This is a genomic window from Caenimonas soli (genome assembly GCF_013155545.1).
In the GTDB taxonomy this organism is placed as follows: domain Bacteria; phylum Pseudomonadota; class Gammaproteobacteria; order Burkholderiales; family Burkholderiaceae_C; genus Ramlibacter; species Ramlibacter soli.
Window position 1 is genome coordinate 84,119 of record NZ_JABJVV010000020.1, and the last position, 16,524, is coordinate 100,642.

At 65.9% G+C, this 16,524-nt stretch carries 19 protein-coding genes; 9 read left to right on the forward strand and 10 right to left on the reverse strand.

Features of this window, described 5'->3' with window-relative positions:
- Positions 1-20: 20 nt before the first annotated feature.
- Positions 21-542 (reverse strand): ATP-binding cassette domain-containing protein, encoded by a 522-nt coding sequence (locus tag HNE04_RS24285; protein WP_172225318.1) that lies wholly within the window; start codon positions 540-542, stop codon positions 21-23.
- Positions 543-832: 290 nt separating this feature from the next.
- On the opposite strand from HNE04_RS24285, the gene HNE04_RS24290 reads away from it, so the two are divergent.
- A complete protein-coding gene (locus HNE04_RS24290) occupies positions 833-1,243 on the forward strand; it encodes a GreA/GreB family elongation factor (RefSeq protein WP_172225320.1) in 411 nt (136 codons plus the stop codon).
- 43 nt (positions 1,244-1,286) lie between these two features.
- On the opposite strand, the gene HNE04_RS24295 is transcribed toward HNE04_RS24290, so the two are convergent.
- The gene (locus HNE04_RS24295) at positions 1,287-2,498 is read right to left on the reverse strand and encodes an MFS transporter (protein ID WP_235965369.1); all 1,212 of its coding nucleotides are present in this window, start codon (positions 2,496-2,498) and stop codon (positions 1,287-1,289) included.
- Positions 2,499-2,617: 119 nt separating this feature from the next.
- On the opposite strand from HNE04_RS24295, the gene HNE04_RS24300 reads away from it, so the two are divergent.
- Positions 2,618-3,232: a hypothetical protein gene (locus tag HNE04_RS24300; RefSeq protein ID WP_207717710.1), complete on the forward strand. Its 615-nt coding sequence runs from the start codon at positions 2,618-2,620 to the stop codon at positions 3,230-3,232.
- Entirely contained in the window at positions 3,229-3,558 is a 330-nt protein-coding gene (locus HNE04_RS24305; RefSeq protein ID WP_172225322.1) for a hypothetical protein, read from the forward strand. Before HNE04_RS24300 ends, HNE04_RS24305 begins: the two co-directional genes overlap by 4 nt.
- 36 nt (positions 3,559-3,594) lie before the next feature.
- On the opposite strand, the gene HNE04_RS24310 is transcribed toward HNE04_RS24305, so the two are convergent.
- Together HNE04_RS24310 and HNE04_RS24315 are read right to left on the reverse strand one after the other, a co-directional pair.
- Positions 3,595-3,981 carry a C40 family peptidase gene (locus HNE04_RS24310; protein WP_235965371.1) on the reverse strand — a complete coding sequence of 129 codons (387 nt, stop codon included), beginning with the start codon at positions 3,979-3,981 and terminating at the stop codon, positions 3,595-3,597.
- Positions 3,982-4,120: 139 nt separating this feature from the next.
- Positions 4,121-5,053, reverse strand: a complete 933-nt coding sequence (locus HNE04_RS24315) for a LysR substrate-binding domain-containing protein (RefSeq protein ID WP_172225326.1) — start codon at positions 5,051-5,053, stop codon at positions 4,121-4,123.
- A gap of 110 nt (positions 5,054-5,163) precedes the next feature.
- Between HNE04_RS24315 and HNE04_RS24320 the strand changes: the two genes are divergently transcribed.
- Together HNE04_RS24320 and HNE04_RS24325 are read left to right on the forward strand one after the other, a co-directional pair.
- Positions 5,164-6,621, forward strand: a complete 1,458-nt coding sequence (locus HNE04_RS24320; RefSeq protein ID WP_172225328.1) for a lyase family protein — start codon at positions 5,164-5,166, stop codon at positions 6,619-6,621.
- A 41-nt stretch (positions 6,622-6,662) separates the two neighbouring features.
- Positions 6,663-7,622 (forward strand): Bug family tripartite tricarboxylate transporter substrate binding protein, encoded by a 960-nt coding sequence (locus tag HNE04_RS24325; RefSeq protein WP_172225330.1) that lies wholly within the window; start codon positions 6,663-6,665, stop codon positions 7,620-7,622.
- A 152-nt stretch (positions 7,623-7,774) separates the two neighbouring features.
- Here HNE04_RS24325 and HNE04_RS24330 read toward each other — a convergent pair whose 3' ends face one another.
- Positions 7,775-8,335: a Bug family tripartite tricarboxylate transporter substrate binding protein gene (locus HNE04_RS24330; RefSeq protein WP_172225332.1), complete on the reverse strand. Its 561-nt coding sequence runs from the start codon at positions 8,333-8,335 to the stop codon at positions 7,775-7,777.
- A 259-nt stretch (positions 8,336-8,594) separates the two neighbouring features.
- Between HNE04_RS24330 and HNE04_RS24335 the strand changes: the two genes are divergently transcribed.
- Complete coding sequence (locus tag HNE04_RS24335) at positions 8,595-8,882, forward strand: HU family DNA-binding protein (protein ID WP_172225335.1); 288 nt, start codon at positions 8,595-8,597, stop codon at positions 8,880-8,882.
- Positions 8,883-8,894: 12 nt separating this feature from the next.
- On the opposite strand, the gene HNE04_RS28220 is transcribed toward HNE04_RS24335, so the two are convergent.
- The 4 genes from HNE04_RS28220 to HNE04_RS24355 all read right to left on the reverse strand — a co-directional run bounded on the left by HNE04_RS28220 (position 8,895) and on the right by HNE04_RS24355 (position 12,529).
- Positions 8,895-9,497, reverse strand: coding sequence for a RidA family protein (locus tag HNE04_RS28220; protein ID WP_235965373.1), 603 nt, complete (start codon positions 9,495-9,497; stop codon positions 8,895-8,897).
- A complete protein-coding gene (locus HNE04_RS24345; protein WP_172225338.1) occupies positions 9,497-10,279 on the reverse strand; it encodes a CaiB/BaiF CoA transferase family protein in 783 nt (260 codons plus the stop codon). Before HNE04_RS24345 ends, HNE04_RS28220 begins: the two co-directional genes overlap by 1 nt.
- A gap of 251 nt (positions 10,280-10,530) precedes the next feature.
- A complete protein-coding gene (locus tag HNE04_RS24350; protein ID WP_172225342.1) occupies positions 10,531-11,517 on the reverse strand; it encodes an NADPH:quinone reductase in 987 nt (328 codons plus the stop codon).
- Positions 11,518-11,632: 115 nt separating this feature from the next.
- Positions 11,633-12,529: a LysR family transcriptional regulator gene (locus HNE04_RS24355; protein WP_172225345.1), complete on the reverse strand. Its 897-nt coding sequence runs from the start codon at positions 12,527-12,529 to the stop codon at positions 11,633-11,635.
- A gap of 100 nt (positions 12,530-12,629) precedes the next feature.
- On the opposite strand from HNE04_RS24355, the gene HNE04_RS24360 reads away from it, so the two are divergent.
- From HNE04_RS24360 to HNE04_RS24370, 3 genes are read left to right on the forward strand one after another with little or no spacing between them, the layout of a single operon-like run.
- Positions 12,630-14,423: an acetolactate synthase catalytic subunit gene (locus tag HNE04_RS24360; RefSeq protein WP_172225348.1), complete on the forward strand. Its 1,794-nt coding sequence runs from the start codon at positions 12,630-12,632 to the stop codon at positions 14,421-14,423.
- The gene (locus HNE04_RS24365) at positions 14,420-15,202 is read left to right on the forward strand and encodes an SDR family NAD(P)-dependent oxidoreductase (protein ID WP_172225351.1); all 783 of its coding nucleotides are present in this window, start codon (positions 14,420-14,422) and stop codon (positions 15,200-15,202) included. The genes HNE04_RS24360 and HNE04_RS24365 overlap by 4 nt, the downstream gene beginning before the upstream one ends.
- Before the next feature lie 28 nt (positions 15,203-15,230).
- The gene (locus HNE04_RS24370) at positions 15,231-16,211 is read left to right on the forward strand and encodes a Bug family tripartite tricarboxylate transporter substrate binding protein (protein ID WP_172225354.1); all 981 of its coding nucleotides are present in this window, start codon (positions 15,231-15,233) and stop codon (positions 16,209-16,211) included.
- 38 nt (positions 16,212-16,249) lie between these two features.
- On the opposite strand, the gene HNE04_RS24375 is transcribed toward HNE04_RS24370, so the two are convergent.
- The coding region (locus tag HNE04_RS24375; RefSeq protein ID WP_172223113.1) for a transposase at positions 16,250-16,524 on the reverse strand (275 nt) is incomplete at its 5' end.

Below are 16,524 nucleotides of genomic sequence, written 5' to 3' on the forward strand. Positions count from 1 at the left end.
GCCACGGCGCCGCGCCTTGGTCAGCCCAGGGCGACATGGCGCCGCCAGGGCAGGCGCGGGTCCGCCTCATAGTCCGCGATCACCCAAGTTCGGGTCGCGTGATCGGCCACGTCGGCAAGGAAGGCGCGGATGACGCGGGCCGAAGGCGAGTCAAGAGCAGCGAACGGCTGATCAAGGCAAGTGACCGTAGCGCCGCTCGCGAGCAATCCCACCAGGGCGACCTTCCGTCTACTGCCGGTCGAGAGCATGGATAGCTTTTTGCCAAGATGGAGATGAAGGTCCAGCGCCTCGATAAGGTCTTGCTGCAGTGGAATGTCCCAATGCGGGCACCGCTGCCGCAACACATCCCAGACTTGCTGCGGAGCCTGGTCATCCTGCCCCGGCAGAGACAGGTCGAGCCAGAGTGCAGGGCAATCCGCTCCGCTAGTCCGTGCAACGAGATCCTCGCAGAGGCGGCGCAGCAAGGCGGTCTTCCCTGTGCCTTCGTCGCCTGTGACAGCGATGAGGCCTGGCGTAAGGGGGAGCAGATCGACGACAGACATGGTGTGCGTACTATGCCGCACGGCCAGTCTCAATTCTGGCAAAGACCGCAAGGGCATTGCTGCGCGGCTTTGTTCTTGCTGCTGCCCGACGTAGACTCTGCCGTGTGAATACCTTCTCCTGCTCCTTTGAAGCGAGTGCGGCCGCAAATCCGCAACTCGAAGCACTTCCCTGAGCCCGGCGATTCACCCCCCACTCCCTTAGCGCATCACTGAATCGTCGGGCACCCTCAGCGCCCCGAGTCGCGGCAACCTGCCGCCCGATGACGTTTGCCTTTGCCAAGGAGTTGTTGATGGGAACCCAATCACCCGCCGAGCGCACGCTCACGCAGATTGACTACATACGATTGACGCGGCTGGCGTCGCAGTTGGAAGCCGGCGCGTCCGGAACCATTCAGGAGCTGCTCGAGAACAGTGATCTCGTGGCGTCCGCCGCCGTGCCTGCGACGGTGGTCACCATGTACACGCAAGTGCTGCTGCAGGATGCTGCCGGCGGAGAACCGCACAAGGTTGCCCTGTGCTATCCCGATGACGCCGATCCGTCGCAAGGCTTCATCTCCGTGCTCTCTCCGCTAGGTGCGGGCCTTCTCGGCCTGCGGGTGGGCGACGTGGCGCGATGGCGCACTCCGCGTGGAGAGGACCGGATGGCCCACATCGTACAAATTCTGTTCCAACCCGAAGCCAGCGGGGACTACACCACATGAGCGTGCACCACCACGGTCGGGCGGCCGCCGGCCTGCCATTGCGTCACTGCCTTGGCGACGGCAGCAGGCGGAAGGCCGCGGCTCCCGCGATGAGCATGGCGCAGCTTGTCGCCATCACCGCCGCGAACGGGTCGACCTGCGCTTGCTGCGCCAGCGTGGCGGCCACGCCGGTCAGCCATTGCATGAAAGCGATGCCCAGGAACATGGCCATCGTGAAGACGGCGAGCGCCCGGCCGGTCAGCGCCTCGGGGTACGCAGATCGCACGTCCGCGTATTGCAGGACGATGTAGCCGCTCAGGAACGCGCTCGCCACCACCAGCGCCACCGCCAGCCAGGTATTGCGCGTCCAGCCGAGCACCCCGAACAGGGCCGCCATCGCCAGCGTGAACCCGACGATGCGCATGCGACGGCGGGCCGGCCCCGGATCCCAGCGGCCGAAGAGTGCCGGGCCGAAGAGGCTCAGCACGGACACGGCGAGGGCGACGTTGCCGCTGGCAAGCAGCGAAAAGCCGTAGCGGTCGATGAGCAGCGGCCCGAGCCAGAGCCCGCGCAACGTGATGAACGACGCGTACGTCACTGCGCCGAGCGCCACGATGCCCCAGGTATGCGGCATCGAGAACAACGAGAAGGACTCGCGCGCAGCCCGTGCAGCGGAGGTCCCTCGTGGCTGCGTCTCGCCGGGGCGGTCCCGCACGAACAATGCGACCGCGATCCACGCGAGTGCGGCGCCGCCCGCGAGCAAGGCGAAGCCCGTGCGCCAGGAGCTGCGCTCGAGCATCCAGGCAAGCGGCGTCGACGTGGCGAGCAGCCCCAAGCCGCCGATACCCATCACGAGGCCGGAAACCGACGCGAACCGGGTGGCCGGGAAGCGCCGCGCGATGAACACGGTGCAAGCCAGGAAGGCGGGCGCGCAGCCGATGCCGATCAGCGCCTGCCCGAGCACCACCAGCCAGAACGCGCCGGCCATCGCCGACAGCACGGCGCCTGCGATCGCGAGCGGGAACGCGGCGAGAACCGTCCGGCGCACCCCATGAAGATCCATCCCGATGCCCATCAGCAGTTGCAGGGCGCCGAACGCGAAATGGAACGTGCCGGCGAAGATGCCGAGCTGCTGCGGCGTCAACGCGAAGTCCGCCTCCAATTGCTTGGCCATCATGGCCGTCACGGTGCGGAAGGCCTGGCTCAGGGCGAACGCGCTGGCCAGCGCGATGAGCATGGCCCAGTTGCTGCGGGAATCGGGCTGCTGCTCTTGCATGGGCGCCTATGGTGCCACATGGCCTGATTATTCTCACCGCCGAGCGCGTCGCCTTGAAAACCATTGAGGCAGCGCCTAGTCTTGGAGGGATGCCTGCATCTTCACCTGGGAGTTCAGCCATGGATAAGGTCCTCACGTCATTGGGCACAGCGCTTCTGCTCGTCGGCGGGATGTCGGTGGCGCAGGACAAAGCCCCCTCCGGCCACGCCGGCATGGCCAAGGGGCCGTCCGCATCCGACGCCGCCACAATCAAGAAGGCCACGAGCGCCGCGCCAGCCGACATCGGCCGCGATGCCGCGGTCGTCGGCACGGTCGACGGCAAGATGAAGGAGCTGCGGCAGGGCACCAACGGGTGGATGTGCATGCTCAACCCCATTGGCGATTCCATGTGCCTGGACAAGGAATGGCAGACATGGGGCGATGCGTATATGAACAAGAAGGACCCGCCCAAGCCGAAGTCGGTGGGCGTCGCCTACATGCTCAAGGGTGACAAAGGCGCGAGCAACACGGATCCCTTCGCCACCAAGGCCACCGCCGACAACAACTGGGTCGTGAGCGGGCCGCACATCATGCTCCTGCCCACGGACGCCAGCCAGCTCGATGCCTACCCGACCGATTGGACCAAGGGCGGCCCGTGGGTGATGTGGAAGGGAACGCCGTACGCCCACATCATGGTCCCGACCACGCCGACACCGAAGTCATCGGGAAAGAAGCCCGCGGAGCGGAAGCCATGAAAGTCACCGCAGCATCCTTGCTCGTCATTCTGGCGGCCATCAGCCTGCCCGCTGCAGCGCAGTCCAAAGGCGAAGCCGACCCTGTCCAGTCGCGTGCCGTGCCGAGCGCCCGGGCGGCGAGCAGTGAAAAAGCAAGTGCCCGTCAGGCGCGCAGGGAAGAGGGCAAGGCTGCCGCGAAGGCAGACCAGCCCGGCGACGACAGACCGTCGACCCTCGGCGAGGCGCGCAAGGTTACGAAGTCGGAGCGGCAGGCCGCCGCGGCGAAACGCAGGGCAGCCGCGACGGCTGCGGCCCGCGCCGGGCAGACGACCTCGGGCGAGAAATGACCTCGCGACGCCGGCCGTAGCGCGAGCCTCATCCACTCAAAGTTCGACCGGTCGCCGGTACATCTCCAATCGGGTCGCCCAGTAGGCCTCTCGAACCGAGTTCAGGCGAACCGTGCCGCCGGTGCTGGGCGCGTGGACAAAACGCGACTGGCCGATGTGGATGCCCGCGTGGGAGGCGCCTCCACGGATTCCGAAGATCACCAGATCGCCGGCGCGGGCATGCGAGGCAGGCACCGCCTGGCCCCATGCGCTGATCAACCGCACGGTTCTGGGGGGCGTGATGCTCGCGGCACGCTGATAGACGTAGCCGATCAGTCCACTGCAATCGAACCCACTCTCTGGCGTGTTGCCGCCATAGCGGTAGGCCGTACCCACGAGGGCCATGGCTTGCAAGGCCGCCTCCAGGGCTTGTTCGTCGCTCATGGGCGAAGCCCGCGGTGGATCGATTGCCATGGGGCCTGGCGCCGTGTCGCGGACAGCCGTCGCGCAGCCGACCAGCCCGGCTAATGGCAGCCAGCTAATTGACTTGAAAATGATTCGGCGATTGATATCCAAGATCGAGTCAGCGTGAGAGTGTTGTCGCCATTCTCGCCTCGATAGCCTTGCGCGACCACTTCGGCGCGACCATGTGAATGAAGTCGAAGGCGAACGGTTTCAACAGGTGGTCCCTGCGCAGACTGATCATGGCGCTCGACGCCGGGAACAGGTGGTCGACCGGCAGCGCGCGCAGATCTTTGTCCACCGCGGGGTCAAAGGCCATCTTCTGGAGCACTGCGACGCCCATGCCGGCGGCCACATAGGCCTTGATGATGCTGGCGTCCATGGCACGCATGACCACCCAGGGCGTCACCCCGCAGCGCTGGAATTCGCGCTGGACGACCGACCCTGACGTGTAGCTGCTGTCATAGGTGATGAGTGGCCAGCGCGCGAGCTTCTCCATGGTGAGCTTGCCGGCCTTCAGCAGCGGATGGCGCGGCGGCACGATCAAGCATCGTTCGATGTCGTAGGCGTCTACCGAGACTACGCCCTTGGGCACTGGGTCCGGCAAGGTGCACAGCGCGATATCGATGGTGCCCCCCATCACCCCAGCCAGGATCTGCGCCGGCGAGCCAACGGTGAATTCGAGCTTCACCTTCGGGTACACGGCGAGGAAACGCCTGGTGACCCCGATCAGCGAGTAGCGCGCATGCACGTGCGTCGTGCCCACGCGCAGCGTGCCTTCGCTGTCGCTGGGCACCTCCTCCCGCAAGCGCTTGAGGGCCCGCGCGTCCTGCAACACGCGCTCGCACAGGACCAAGGCCTCCCTGCCGGCATCGGTCAGGCCGGTCAGCCGGTTTCCGGAGCGCACGAAGACTTCGACGCCGATCTCCTTCTCCAGCCCGCGGATCATCTTGCTCACGCCGGGCTGAGTCGTGTGCAGGGCTTCGGCCGCGCGCGAAACGCTGAAGCCGTTCTCGACCACCTGGCGCACGCACCTCAACTGCTGGAACGTCAAAGGCAATGGCTTCCTCACTATTCCTTTTTGGCAATGATAGCGAAGAAAAAAATCATTTCACACAATGATCGTCGGCGCGAACAATGGCGAGATCAACCTCCTTGCAGCGCATGAAAAATTCCCCAGACACCGGCCAGACGCGTGACGTCAATGCCGGCTTTCGCTGCGGCGGCCAGTCCGTCGCCTTCCTCGATGAGATCAACAAGGCCTCCGTTGTCGTGCTCGCCGAAACCGGCATCGTTACGCCCGACGCAGCGCGTCGCATCGCGGCGGGCATCCTCACCCTGATCGAGGAGGACCGCAGCCAGGTTTCGCGCTGGTCCGCCGACTATCTGGATTACGAGCCCCGCCTGCTCGCAGTCGTGGGCGCCGACGCATCCCGCCTGCACTGCGGCCGCAGCCGCCAGGACATCTCGGCAGCCATCGCACGCATGAACCTGCGCGCGGGCCTGCTGGACGAATGCAATGCGCTGACGCAGGCGCGGGGGGCCATCCTCGCCCTGGCTCAGCAGCACGTGGCCACCATCGTGCCGGCCTATACGCACGGGGTGCAGGCGCAACCGACGACGCTGGCCCACTACCTGCTCGCGCTGGACGCCGCCCTGGGCCGCAGCTGCGCCCGGATGCGAGCCGCTTACGGGCATGTGAACCAGGGGCCGCTCGGTGCGGCCGCACTGACGACCTCGAGCTTCGCGCTCGATCGGCACCGGCTAGCCGCGTTGCTCGGTTTTGAGGGAGTGGTCGAGAATGCCTACGATGCCAACCACCTGGCTCCGGTGGACACAGCCCTGGAGGTGGCCGCGGCGCTCGGAATCGCCGCCATCCAGATCGGCCAGTTCGCCCAGGACCTGCACGCGCAGTACGCCGTATCCGAGCCGTGGATGACGTTGCAAGGCGGCGAGCTGGTCGGGGTCAGCAGCATCATGCCGCAGAAGCGCAACCCGGCGGCCCTGGAGCAGCTGCGCGTGCAGAGCAGCGTGCTGCTCGGCGAGATGCAGGCAGTGGCGCTCTTGGCGCACAACGTCCGCACCGGGATGTTCGACTATCGCGCCTACGATCCCGTGCCCAGTAGCCACGCGCTGGCAGTATTCGTGCTGCTGCGAAAGGTGGCGGAAGGACTGGTCGTCGACAGGGAGCGCGCACTGGCGGAGGTCCATGCGGACTACTCCACCGCGACGGAGCTCGCCGACGCTTTGCTGCAGCGGGCCGACGTTCCGTTCCGGGTCGGCTACCGCTTCGCGTCCGCGCTCACCGATTTCGGCCGTGCGCAGAGGCTCAGCCTGCGCGACATTCCGTATCGCGAGGCCGCCCGCATCTACGAGTCCATGAATGCGCAGGCCCTGCCGCTGAACGCGCCAGCACTCGCGGAAGTCCTGAGCCCCGAGTTCATGGTCTTCGGCCGCAAGGGACTCGGGGGGCCCCAGCTGCCCGAGATCGACCGGATGCTCTCCGGCCAGCAGCGGGCCGCCGCGGCGGATGTGGCATGGGCGCAGGCGCGCCGATCCGATCTGGCGCAGGCCGAAAGTCGACTGCACACCGCGGTCACGGCCCTGGCGGCAGTGGCCTGAATTTCTTCCATCACAACTTCATCGCACCACGAGACGACATCATGAAAAAGCTCCTCACCCTACTGGCGGCATTCGCCGTTTCACTGGCAGCCGCCGCCGGGGCGTACCCCGACAGGCCGGTTCGCATCGTCGTTCCCTATTCGCCGGGCGGCGGCGGAGATGTAGTGGGGCGGCCGCTCGCGCTCGAACTGGGCAAGCAGCTGGGAGGCTCGTTCTTCATCGACAACCGCGGCGGAGCCGGCGGCAACATCGGCATGGAGAACGTCGCGAATTCGCCGGCCGACGGCTATTCGCTGGTGCTCGCCCTTACGTCGCAGCTGGCCATCAACCAGGCCCTGTATCCGTCCCTGCGTTACGACGCCCTCAAGGACTTCATGCCGGTGACCCTGGTCGGGTCGGCGCCGTATTTTCTCGCGGTCAACAGCTCGCTGCCGGTGAAGAATCTGGCGGAGTTCATCAAGCTCGCCAAGGAGAAGCCCGGTCAGCTGACTTATGCCTCCACCGGCAACGGCAGCGGGCTGCACCTGTCGATGGAGTTGCTGAAGTCAATGACGGGGATCGACGTCGTGCACGTCCCCTACAAGGGCGGTGGCGCCGCGTTGACCGACCTGCAGGCGGGCAACGTGCAGGCCATGTTCGTGAGTTACGGCACGGGCAACGCGCAGATCAAGGCCGGCAAGATTCGGGTCCTGGCCGTGTCGTCAAGCCATCGTTCGCCGGTACTGCCGGAGGTGCCGACTATCGCCGAGGCGGGGGTGCCGGGTTACGACTCCGGCGTTTGGTACGCGTTGCTCGCCCCCCGCGACACGCCGCCGGACGTCATCAAGCGGCTGCATGACGCTTCGGTAGCGGGCCTGCGATCGAAGGAACTGCGCGAGCGCTTCAACGCGGACGGAGTCAAGGTGATCGGGTCCACGCCGGAGGAACTGGCGAAGTACATCATCACCGAACGTGCCAAATGGGCCAGTGTCGTAAAACGATCCGGAGCAACCGTCCAGTAGCGTCCAGCCGGGATCGGAAGTCCTTGCCGCGTTGGCCCGCTTGTCTCCGGGCTGCTACAAGCCGATGTTCGCTGATTTGATCAGCTTGCCGTACTTGACTGCTTCGCTTCGAACAAACGCATTGCTCTCGGCGATCGTGCCCCCGACGGGGGTCACGCCCAGGTCGAGCCGAGATGTGTGGCCGAGCCGGGGCCTGCAGAGCCGAAATTGATAACCCCCGGGCTCGTCTTGGCCAGCTTGATGAAATCGCGCACGTCGTTGACCGGAAGCGAAGGATGGACGATGAGCACACTTGGAAAAGACCCGATGATGCTGAGCGTGTCGAGTTGCTTGTCAGGGTCGTAGCTGAGCTTGGGATAGATGCTGTACGAAGCCTGGACTGGCGGTATGCCTACCAGAAGGGTATAGCCGTCCGCCGGAGACTTGGCGACGTAGTCGGCGCCGATATGGCCGCTAGCCCCTGTGCGGTTCTCAACGATCACGGGCTGCTTGTACAAGTTCGACAACTGCTGCCCGATCAGGCGCCCCAGTAAGTCCGCGGACCCGCCGGCAGCAACCGGAACGATCAGGCGAATAGGCCGGTTCGGAAAGCCCTCCGCGTGAGCCGCACCGGCGCACAGAAATACAGCGGGAAGAAAGAAGTGAGCCCATTTCATTTGAAATCCTTGAAGGAACTGACAGGCAATGTCGCGAGGCACTGGTTTGATAGCCAAGTTGATTCTGGGTTGCCGTCATGGGCCGGTCCAATGCAATGTTCAGGCCGGGGTATTCTTCAAAGGCATGGACCAAACCGCACCGTATTGAGGCCACTGCGCCCAAAGAGGGCGGCTAGCGAAGGCGCGGCCCTGCAAAGACACCTCGCGCGGGCAATTCCGAACAGGACTGCTTGAGCTGCGCGACAACGCTTGCGCGCGTGACTGAATGTTTCTGGGCGGTTGGCCTAAACTCGCGTTTTGTCGCTAAGGAAACCGCATGAAGAAGACCGAACTCATCGAAGCCATGGCCGTCGCAACAGGCGAGTCGCAAGCATCATCCGCTCGGGCGCTTGAAGCCCTCATCAACATCATCGCAAAAGAAGTGGCGGCCGGAGGCGAAGTAGCCATCACCGGCTTTGGCAGCTTCAAGACGAGCGCCCGGGGCGAGCGCACCGGCCGCAACCCCCGCACCGGTGAACCGCTGACCATTGCTGCGTCCAAATCCGTCAAGTTCGTGCCCGGCGCCACGCTCAAGACGGCTGTCAGCACGGGCGCGCCTCAGTAACTGCGCGAAGAATTACCTTGCCAGCGCGAGCAGAACCGCATCTACCTCGATATCGAAGCCGACGAGATTGGATCGCGTCAGGGTTCTGGCTGGCGGGGGATCGCCCACATACTCGCTATAGATCAAGTCAAATTCCTTGGCGTCCCCCGGATTCTTCAGGAACACGTTGACTTTGACGGCGTCCTTCAACGACAAGCCCGCCGCCCTTGCCGAGGCATCCAGATTGTCGAGGGCCATCCTGGCCTGGAAGGCAAAGGGCTTGTCGCCATGCCGGACATTGTTGCGGTCGCGCGGCGTCTGGCCGGCAAGAAAGACGAGGCCCTGCGCCTGCACGGCGATGCTGTAGGTTCCGGCCGGCGGCGGGGCGAGCTCGCTGGAGAATGCGCGGCGGGTCATCTGCTTCCCTTCGCTCTTGCGCGGTAGCGGTCGATCAACTGCACGGTGCGCTCCATCGCCTGGACCGCTGCCGGATGGTTCTGGGAGAAGTTCAAGCGAATGCTGTCGGTCGAGTCGGGGCTGAATTCCGTCCCCGGCGTCACCGTCACCGCGGCTGGGAATGACGGTTTCGAAGAGGGCCGGGCCCGCGACGACACCATCGTCAACCAGGGTCAGCATCACACCACGCCGCCGGCGCGGAACTCGGCAATTTCATCGGACGAATAACCAGCCTCGGCCAGCACCTCGTCGGTGTGCTCGCCGCGCAGCGGTGCGGGTGACCGCATCTGCGCCGGCGTGCGGCTCAGCTCGAAAGGCTGGCCGACCACCTCGATCGGGCCCATCGTCTGGTGGACCAGCGGCTGCGCAACGCGCAGGTGCTTCACCTGGGGATCGGCGAAGACCTCGTCCATGCGGTTGATGGGACCGGCCGCCACGCTACCCCGCTCGAAAAGCTCCAGCCAGTACGCCGAGGTGTGCTGCCGCGTGCGCTCCGACAGGTCCCGGTTGAGCGCCTTGCGGTTCTCCGAGCGCGATTCCTCCGTCGAATACGCCGGCGTGTTCCACAGGTCATCCGCACCCATGGCGTCGCACAGGCGCTTGAACATGGCCTGCTCGCCGGCGGCGATTTTGATGTGGCCGTCGACCGTCGGATAGACCCCCGTGGGGATGGAAGTTGGGGGATCGTTGCCGGGCTGGCCGGGGATTTCCTTGAGGAACAGCCAGCGCGCCGCCTGGAAATCCAGCATGGAAATCATGGACTGCAGCAGCGAAACCTGCACCCACTGGCCCTTCCCCGAGGCCTCGCGCTCGAGCAGGGCTGTCATGACCGCCAGCGCGCAGAACAGGCCCGCGGCCACGTCGGCCACCGCGATGCCGGCACGCATCGGGCCGTGATCGGGATGTCCGTTGATCGACATCAGTCCCCCTCGGCCAACCCACGTCACGCGCCGCCGATGCATTCTTGCGAATCTTGCGGCCAGCTCTTCAGGCGGACTCCCAACGTAGAGGTTGATCTGGTGCAAACTGCTGCGTAGGGCACGGCGCCAAGGAAGGCTATGAAGTACCACATCATTGAGCGTGGCGAACGTCTCGAGGCGATCGGGGCCCACAGCGGATATCGGATCCGGATTTGCACTTTGTCGGCTGCGAATCTCGCCATGTGGCGAGAGGGTTGCAAGAATTTGCGGCCCCTTCGGGATGAGCCGCGGGGTCAGTTGACCTTCAGCGCTACATTCCCTGCGGCTCGTCCGGACTCAACCAGCTCATGCGCTGCGGCGATTTCTTCCAGCGGCAGCCTGGTCGCTACGTTGTGCTGTAGCACGCCATGTTGGAGCATCCGTGTGAGCGTCGAGATGGCTCGTGTCCGCTCATGAGGTGCAAGGTGATAAACGATAAAGAACTTGAGTTGTATGTTTCGCGCGATCAGGGGGAAGAAGGGCAGTTGCACCGTGCTGGCGCCGCTGCCATAGACCACGCACTCTCCGCCGGACCGTAGCATCTGCACGTCAGCTTCGGCGTTCGCGGCCAGATCCAGTTCAATGATGCGGTCCACGCCAGTCCCGTTCGTCAGCTCGAGCACGCGTTCGGCGAGCGGCTCGGTCTTGTAGAACACAAGATCGTCTGCGCCCGCGCCGCGCGCCAGGGCTGCCTTTTCGGGCGTGCTGACGCTCGCCAGCACGCGCGCGGCCCCCAAGCGACTCGCCATCTGTACTGCGTAATGACCCACCGCTCCGCCGCCACCTGCGACCAGAACCGTCTTGCCGGCCACGCCTCCGTCCATCAGCACGGCGTGCAAAGCCGTGAGCGCAGGGATGCCCAGACAGGCCCCGGCTTCGCCTTCAACGCCGTCGGGCAGCGCTACGGCTTGCTCTTGCGGCAGGCAGACGAATTCGCAGGCCGTGCCATGCGGCCGGCCCCATGCGGCATTCCAGACCCACACACGCTGGCCGACCCGATCGTTTGGGACGCCGTCGCCCACCGCGTCGATCACGCCCGATCCATCGCTGTGCGGAATGACCCGCGCAAAGGGGATCTGCTTGCTGCGCAGCCCCATCCGCGACTTCACATCAGACGGATTCACCCCAGACCATTCAATGCGCACGCGTACCTCACCCGCCGCCGGATGCGGGTCCGTCAGTACACCCAGCTGCAGGACGTCGCGCGCGGACCCGAGCTTCTCGTAGAAAGCTGCTTTCATTGGGACAAGTCTACGCGCACCGGAAGTTGCTGGACTCAGACGGCTGACGTGTCCGCTTCGGCCAGAAGCATCAGTGATCGGGCGGGAGCGGCCGAGCGGCACGCTAAAGCGACCTCTACCGGATGTCACTGCCCAAGGCGTGCTTCATGAAGGCCTTTGTGGCTGGCGAGAGCTCGGCCATCGAGCGGTAGAGAAAGCCGATCGGGCGGCGCACGGTCGGCTCCACCAAGCCCAGTGCGGTCACGCCTGCTAAGTCACAGGCGCGAGCCGCTCGCAGAGGTAACACGGCTGCGCCGAGTCCGGCGCGCGCCATGCCGACGGCGGTGGTGATGAGGCTCACCTCCGCGACCGGTCGTTTCGAAATGCCGATGGCGGCGAAGGTCTGGTCGATCAGCAGGCGCAGGTAACTGTGCGAGGCCATGCCCACCAGCGGCAGCTCGCTCAGCTGCTTCCAGGTGATGTTCTTCTGGGCGGAGGCGACCTGCGACGGCGGCAGTATCGCGACCAGCTCATCGTCGTAGAGGTGACGGAACTGCAGCTCCGCAGCGTCGGGCATGGGGCTCGCCACGCCGCAGTCGATGTCGCCCGAGCGCACCATCCTGACGATTTCGCGGTTCTCCGTCATGGCATCGCGCATGTCGATGCGCACGGTCGGGTGCTGGCGATTGAAGCTGGCGATCAGCGGCGGCAGGAACAGGCTGCCGGCTGATGGGACGCAGGCCAGCGTTACCGTGCCGCCGCGCGGTGCGGTTCCGCTCAGTACGTTCGCCAGCGTCTCGTTCAACTCGGTGAGCAGGCGATCCACGGTGGGCAGCAACTCGCGCCCCGCTGTCGTCATCGTCACGCCGCGCGCCGTGCGATCGAACAGCGCGACGCCCAGCTGCTGCTCCAGGTTCTTGATCACGGTCGTGAGCGCCGGCTGGGAAACGTGCACGATGCGCGCCGCCGCCGAAAAGCTGCCGGTGCGCGCGATGGCGACGAAGGCCTCGAGTTGTTTCAGGGTTGCGCCCATAAAGTCATTCTATGACTCGTTCCAGAATTGGTATTGGACCTAACTGGCTGCAATTCTTACTATTACCCGAGTTCCCCCGCGACCCATTCAGGAGATTTATATGCAAACCACGAACGGAGCAGCTGCCGCGAGCAGTCCCAAGCCCGGCGCCGCCGCCGGCAGCTGGGTCCGGCAGAGTCTTTCCGGCTACCGCGTGGCCAACGCGATGGCCGACGTCCTGAAGGCGGCCGGCGTGCGCGAGATCTTCGGCCAGAGCTGCCCCACCGCCCTGTTCCTCGCGGCCGAAGGCATCGGCATCCGCCAGATCGGCTACCGCACCGAGAACGCCGGCGCCGCCATGGCCGACGGCGCCGCCCGCGTGAGCCGTCAGATTTCCGTGATCACCGCGCAGAACGGTCCGGCCGCGGCGCTGCTGGTGGCCGGGTTCGCCGAAGCGACCAAGGCGTCAGTGCCAATCCTGGCCATCGTGCAGGAAGTCCCGCGCACCTCCGCCGATAAGAACGCATTCCAGGAGCTCGATCATCAGGCGCTGTTCGGCGCCTGCGCGAAGTGGGTGCGCCGCATCGACGTCGCCGCCCGCGCGGCCGAATACACGGAGCGGGCCATTCGCATCGCCACCTCGGGTCGGCCAGGCCCGGTGGTTCTGCTGGTTTCCCCCGACGTGCTGAGCCAACCCTGCGAACCGGCGCAGCCGGTCGCGCAGGACAGCGACGAGCCGCTGGGGCGTTTCCCGCTGGACCGGATGGTCCCTGTGAAGGCGCGCCTGCAGAAGCTGGCCGATGCGCTGGTGACAGCCAAGCGTCCCCTGGTCGTGGCGGGCGGGGGCGTGCACCTCTCGGGCGCGAGCGACGCACTGGCGCGACTGCAGGCACTGGCCGGCCTGCCGATGGCGACCACGAACATGGGCAAGGGCTCCATCGACGAGTCCAACCCGCTGTCGCTGGGCGTGATCGGTAACAGCATGGGCACCCGCAGCCCGGCGAAATTCTTGCAGTCATACGTGGAAAGCGCCGATCTGGTGCTGTTCGTCGGCAGCCGCACCAACGAGAACGGAACGGCCTCGTGGTCGCTGTTTCCACCGAACGCGACCTACGCGCAGATTGACATCGACAGCCAGGAGGTGGGCCGCAACTATCCGTGCATGCGTTTCACCGGCGATGCGGCCGCGACGGTCGACGCCTTGTGCGACCTGCTGCAGGGACGTTGCGAGTCGCTGGCGCGCCAGCGGGTGACCGATTTCGCGCCGCTGTTCGAGCGCAGCCGCAAGGCACATGCGACGGAGCTCGCTCCCTACGCCCAAAGCGACGCCTCGCCCATGCGCCCCGAGCGCATCATGGCGGAGATGGCGCGCTGCGAAGGCGACATCATCTGGGTGGCCGATGCCAGCTATTCCTCGATCTGGCTGGTGCAATACCTGCGCAGCACCCGGCCCGGTACGCGCTTCATCACGCCGCGCGGCATCGCCGGCCTGGGCTGGGGCGTGCCGATGGCGCTCGGTGCCAAGATCGCCCGCCCGCAATCGCGGGTGGTTTGCCTCTCCGGTGACGGCGGTTTCGCGCATTGCTGGGCCGAGCTGGAGACGGCTCGGCGCCACGGCGTGCCTGTGACCATTGTCGTGCTGAACAACGGCGTGCTGGGCTTCCAGATCAACGCGGAGGAAAGCCGTTTCGGCACCCATACCGACGTGTGCCACTTCGGCGGCATCGACCACGTGGCAATCGCGCGCGCCTGCGGTTGCGACGGCCGTGCGGTCGCCACGGCGGGCGAACTGCGGCAGGCGCTGGCCGCAGCCTCCCACAGCAAACTGCCGTTCGTGATCGACGTGAAAACGGATCCCGGCGCTTTCCCGCCGATTACCGCGTTCGAGTCACAACTGCAGCCACTGCAGGCATGAACCACATGCAGCACTCCGGACAGGACTTTGCCGGGCGCAACGCGCTCGTAACCGGCGCCGGTAGCGGCATCGGCCGTGCCATCGCCCTGGGGCTGGCCGCACGCGGTGCCGACGTTTGTGTGCTCGACGTGAGCGCGGCTGCCGCGCAGGAAACCGCGGCCGCGGTGGAGAGCCTCGGCCGCCGCGCGGCGGTCCTCGTGCACGACATGGGCCAGGACTCGGTGGTCGAGGCCATCGAGGCCATCGCCGGCGCGTTCGGGCCTTTCGAGCTGCTGGTGAACAACGCCGGAATATCGCCTAAGAATTCGGACGGGCGCAAGCGCATGATCTGGGAGACCCCGCCACGGGAATGGCGGCTGGTGGTCGACGTCAACCTGAACGGCTACTTCCTGGCCCTGCGCGCGGTGCTGCCCGGCATGATGCAAGGCCGCCGCGGCGCTGTCGTGAACGTTGGCTCGCTCGCCGGCTTGCGCTATTCGACGATTGCCGGAGCGGCGTATGCCACAGCCAAGAATGCGGTCGCCGGTCTGACGCGGCAGGCCGCGGGCGAAGTCGCCGAATTCGGGGTGCGCGTGAACTGCATCGCACCCGGCAGAATCGAAACCGGCATGGCGGCCGTTGCCGGTGGATCCTTCAACGAGGCCATCCGCGAAAGCACACCGCTGCGCCGCCTGGGACAGCCGCAGGACATCGCCGAAGCGGCCTTGTTCCTGCTGTCCGACGCCGCGGGTTTCATCACTGGCGAAACCCTGGTCGTCTCCGGCGGCCGGGGTCTATGACATCTCATCCACCAAGAGGAGCACAACCATGACATCACTGCGTCGACGCCTGGCCCTGGCCGGAGCGGCCCTCACCCTCGTGTCGCTGGCGCTGCCGGCGGCAGCGTCTTCCTGGCCGGATCGGCCCGTGAAGCTGATCGTCCCCTACCCGCCGGGCGGCATCACTGACATCGTCGGCCGCGCCGTGGCCGAACGCCTGTCCGAGACCCTGGGACAGGCAGTGGTGGTCGACAACCGCGCCGGCGCCGGCGGCACCATCGGTGCCAGCGAGGCGGCGCGCTCCTCTGCGGACGGGTACACGCTGTTCATCGGCACCAGTGCCACGAACGGCACCAACCCGAGCACGTTCAAGGAGCTGCGCTACAAGCCGGAGACTGACTTCGCGCCGGTGGCGCTGCTGGCGACCGCGCCGCTCATGATCATCGTGAACCCGTCGGTGCCTGCGAAGACTCTGCCGGAGTTCATCAGCTACCTGAAGGCCAACCCCGGCAAGGTCAACTACGCCAGCACCGGCAACGGCGGCTCGGTGCACCTGACCACCGAGCTGTTCGCCATGCAGACCGGCACGGCTATGAAGCACATCGTCTACAAGGGCAGCGCGCCCGCGCTGAATGACCTGATGGGCGGGCACGTCCAGGTCATGTTCGACAACGTCCCGTCGGCGGCGCCGCTAGCGGCGGCGGGCAAGGTGCGCGGGCTGGCGGTAACGAGCAGCAAGCGCACCGCGCTGGCGCCGGAGGCTCCGACGGTGGCCGAAGTGGCCGTGCCCGGCTTCGAGTCGCTCTCCTGGATCGCGCTGTACGCGCCTGCGAACACCCCACCGGCCGTCGTGCGCCAGCTGAACGACGCGGTCAATGCTGCACTGAAGAACCCGAAGCTGCTGGCCACCTTCCAGAAGGCCGGCCTCGATCCGGTCGGCGGCACGCCCGAAGCCCTGGCTCGCTACCAGGCCGCGGAGATCGCGAAGTGGGCGAACGTCGTCAAAGCCATCAAGTACGTGCCGGAATAAGACCGCAGAGATCAAAGCAACCATCTTGAATGAATAAGTCAGACGACCGTGGCGATCTCGTTGCTCCAAGGCGACTTGGAGCGGGCGATGGCATTCAGGATGACAAGCAGCTTGTGCATGCAGGCCACCAATGCCACCTTTTTGGGCTTGCCTGCTGCCAGCAGGCGAGCGTAGAAGGCCTTGAGAACGGGATTGAACCGTGTGCCCACCAGGGCGGCCACGAACAGCACACGGCGCACGTCTGCGCGCCCGCCGAAGATGTGGCGCTGGCCGCGCAAGGTGCCCGAGTCGCGGTTCATCGGCGCCAGCCCGA

What these genes read in the sequence shown, in the direction of transcription:
- HNE04_RS24285 (WP_172225318.1), bottom strand. Translation starts at nt 542, where the DNA reads ATGTCTGTCGTCGATCTGCTCCCCCTTACGCCAGGCCTCATCGCTGTC.
- HNE04_RS24290 (WP_172225320.1), top strand. Translation starts at nt 833, where the DNA reads ATGGGAACCCAATCACCCGCCGAGCGCACGCTCACGCAGATTGACTAC.
- HNE04_RS24295 (WP_235965369.1), bottom strand. Translation starts at nt 2,498, where the DNA reads ATGCAAGAGCAGCAGCCCGATTCCCGCAGCAACTGGGCCATGCTCATC.
- HNE04_RS24300 (WP_207717710.1), top strand. Translation starts at nt 2,618, where the DNA reads ATGGATAAGGTCCTCACGTCATTGGGCACAGCGCTTCTGCTCGTCGGC.
- HNE04_RS24305 (WP_172225322.1), top strand. Translation starts at nt 3,229, where the DNA reads ATGAAAGTCACCGCAGCATCCTTGCTCGTCATTCTGGCGGCCATCAGC.
- HNE04_RS24310 (WP_235965371.1), bottom strand. Translation starts at nt 3,981, where the DNA reads ATGAGCGACGAACAAGCCCTGGAGGCGGCCTTGCAAGCCATGGCCCTC.
- HNE04_RS24320 (WP_172225328.1), top strand. Translation starts at nt 5,164, where the DNA reads ATGAAAAATTCCCCAGACACCGGCCAGACGCGTGACGTCAATGCCGGC.
- HNE04_RS24325 (WP_172225330.1), top strand. Translation starts at nt 6,663, where the DNA reads ATGAAAAAGCTCCTCACCCTACTGGCGGCATTCGCCGTTTCACTGGCA.
- HNE04_RS24335 (WP_172225335.1), top strand. Translation starts at nt 8,595, where the DNA reads ATGAAGAAGACCGAACTCATCGAAGCCATGGCCGTCGCAACAGGCGAG.
- HNE04_RS28220 (WP_235965373.1), bottom strand. Translation starts at nt 9,497, where the DNA reads ATGCTGACCCTGGTTGACGATGGTGTCGTCGCGGGCCCGGCCCTCTTC.
- HNE04_RS24345 (WP_172225338.1), bottom strand. Translation starts at nt 10,279, where the DNA reads ATGCATCGGCGGCGCGTGACGTGGGTTGGCCGAGGGGGACTGATGTCG.
- HNE04_RS24350 (WP_172225342.1), bottom strand. Translation starts at nt 11,517, where the DNA reads ATGAAAGCAGCTTTCTACGAGAAGCTCGGGTCCGCGCGCGACGTCCTG.
- HNE04_RS24355 (WP_172225345.1), bottom strand. Translation starts at nt 12,529, where the DNA reads ATGGGCGCAACCCTGAAACAACTCGAGGCCTTCGTCGCCATCGCGCGC.
- HNE04_RS24360 (WP_172225348.1), top strand. Translation starts at nt 12,630, where the DNA reads ATGCAAACCACGAACGGAGCAGCTGCCGCGAGCAGTCCCAAGCCCGGC.
- HNE04_RS24365 (WP_172225351.1), top strand. Translation starts at nt 14,420, where the DNA reads ATGAACCACATGCAGCACTCCGGACAGGACTTTGCCGGGCGCAACGCG.
- HNE04_RS24370 (WP_172225354.1), top strand. Translation starts at nt 15,231, where the DNA reads ATGACATCACTGCGTCGACGCCTGGCCCTGGCCGGAGCGGCCCTCACC.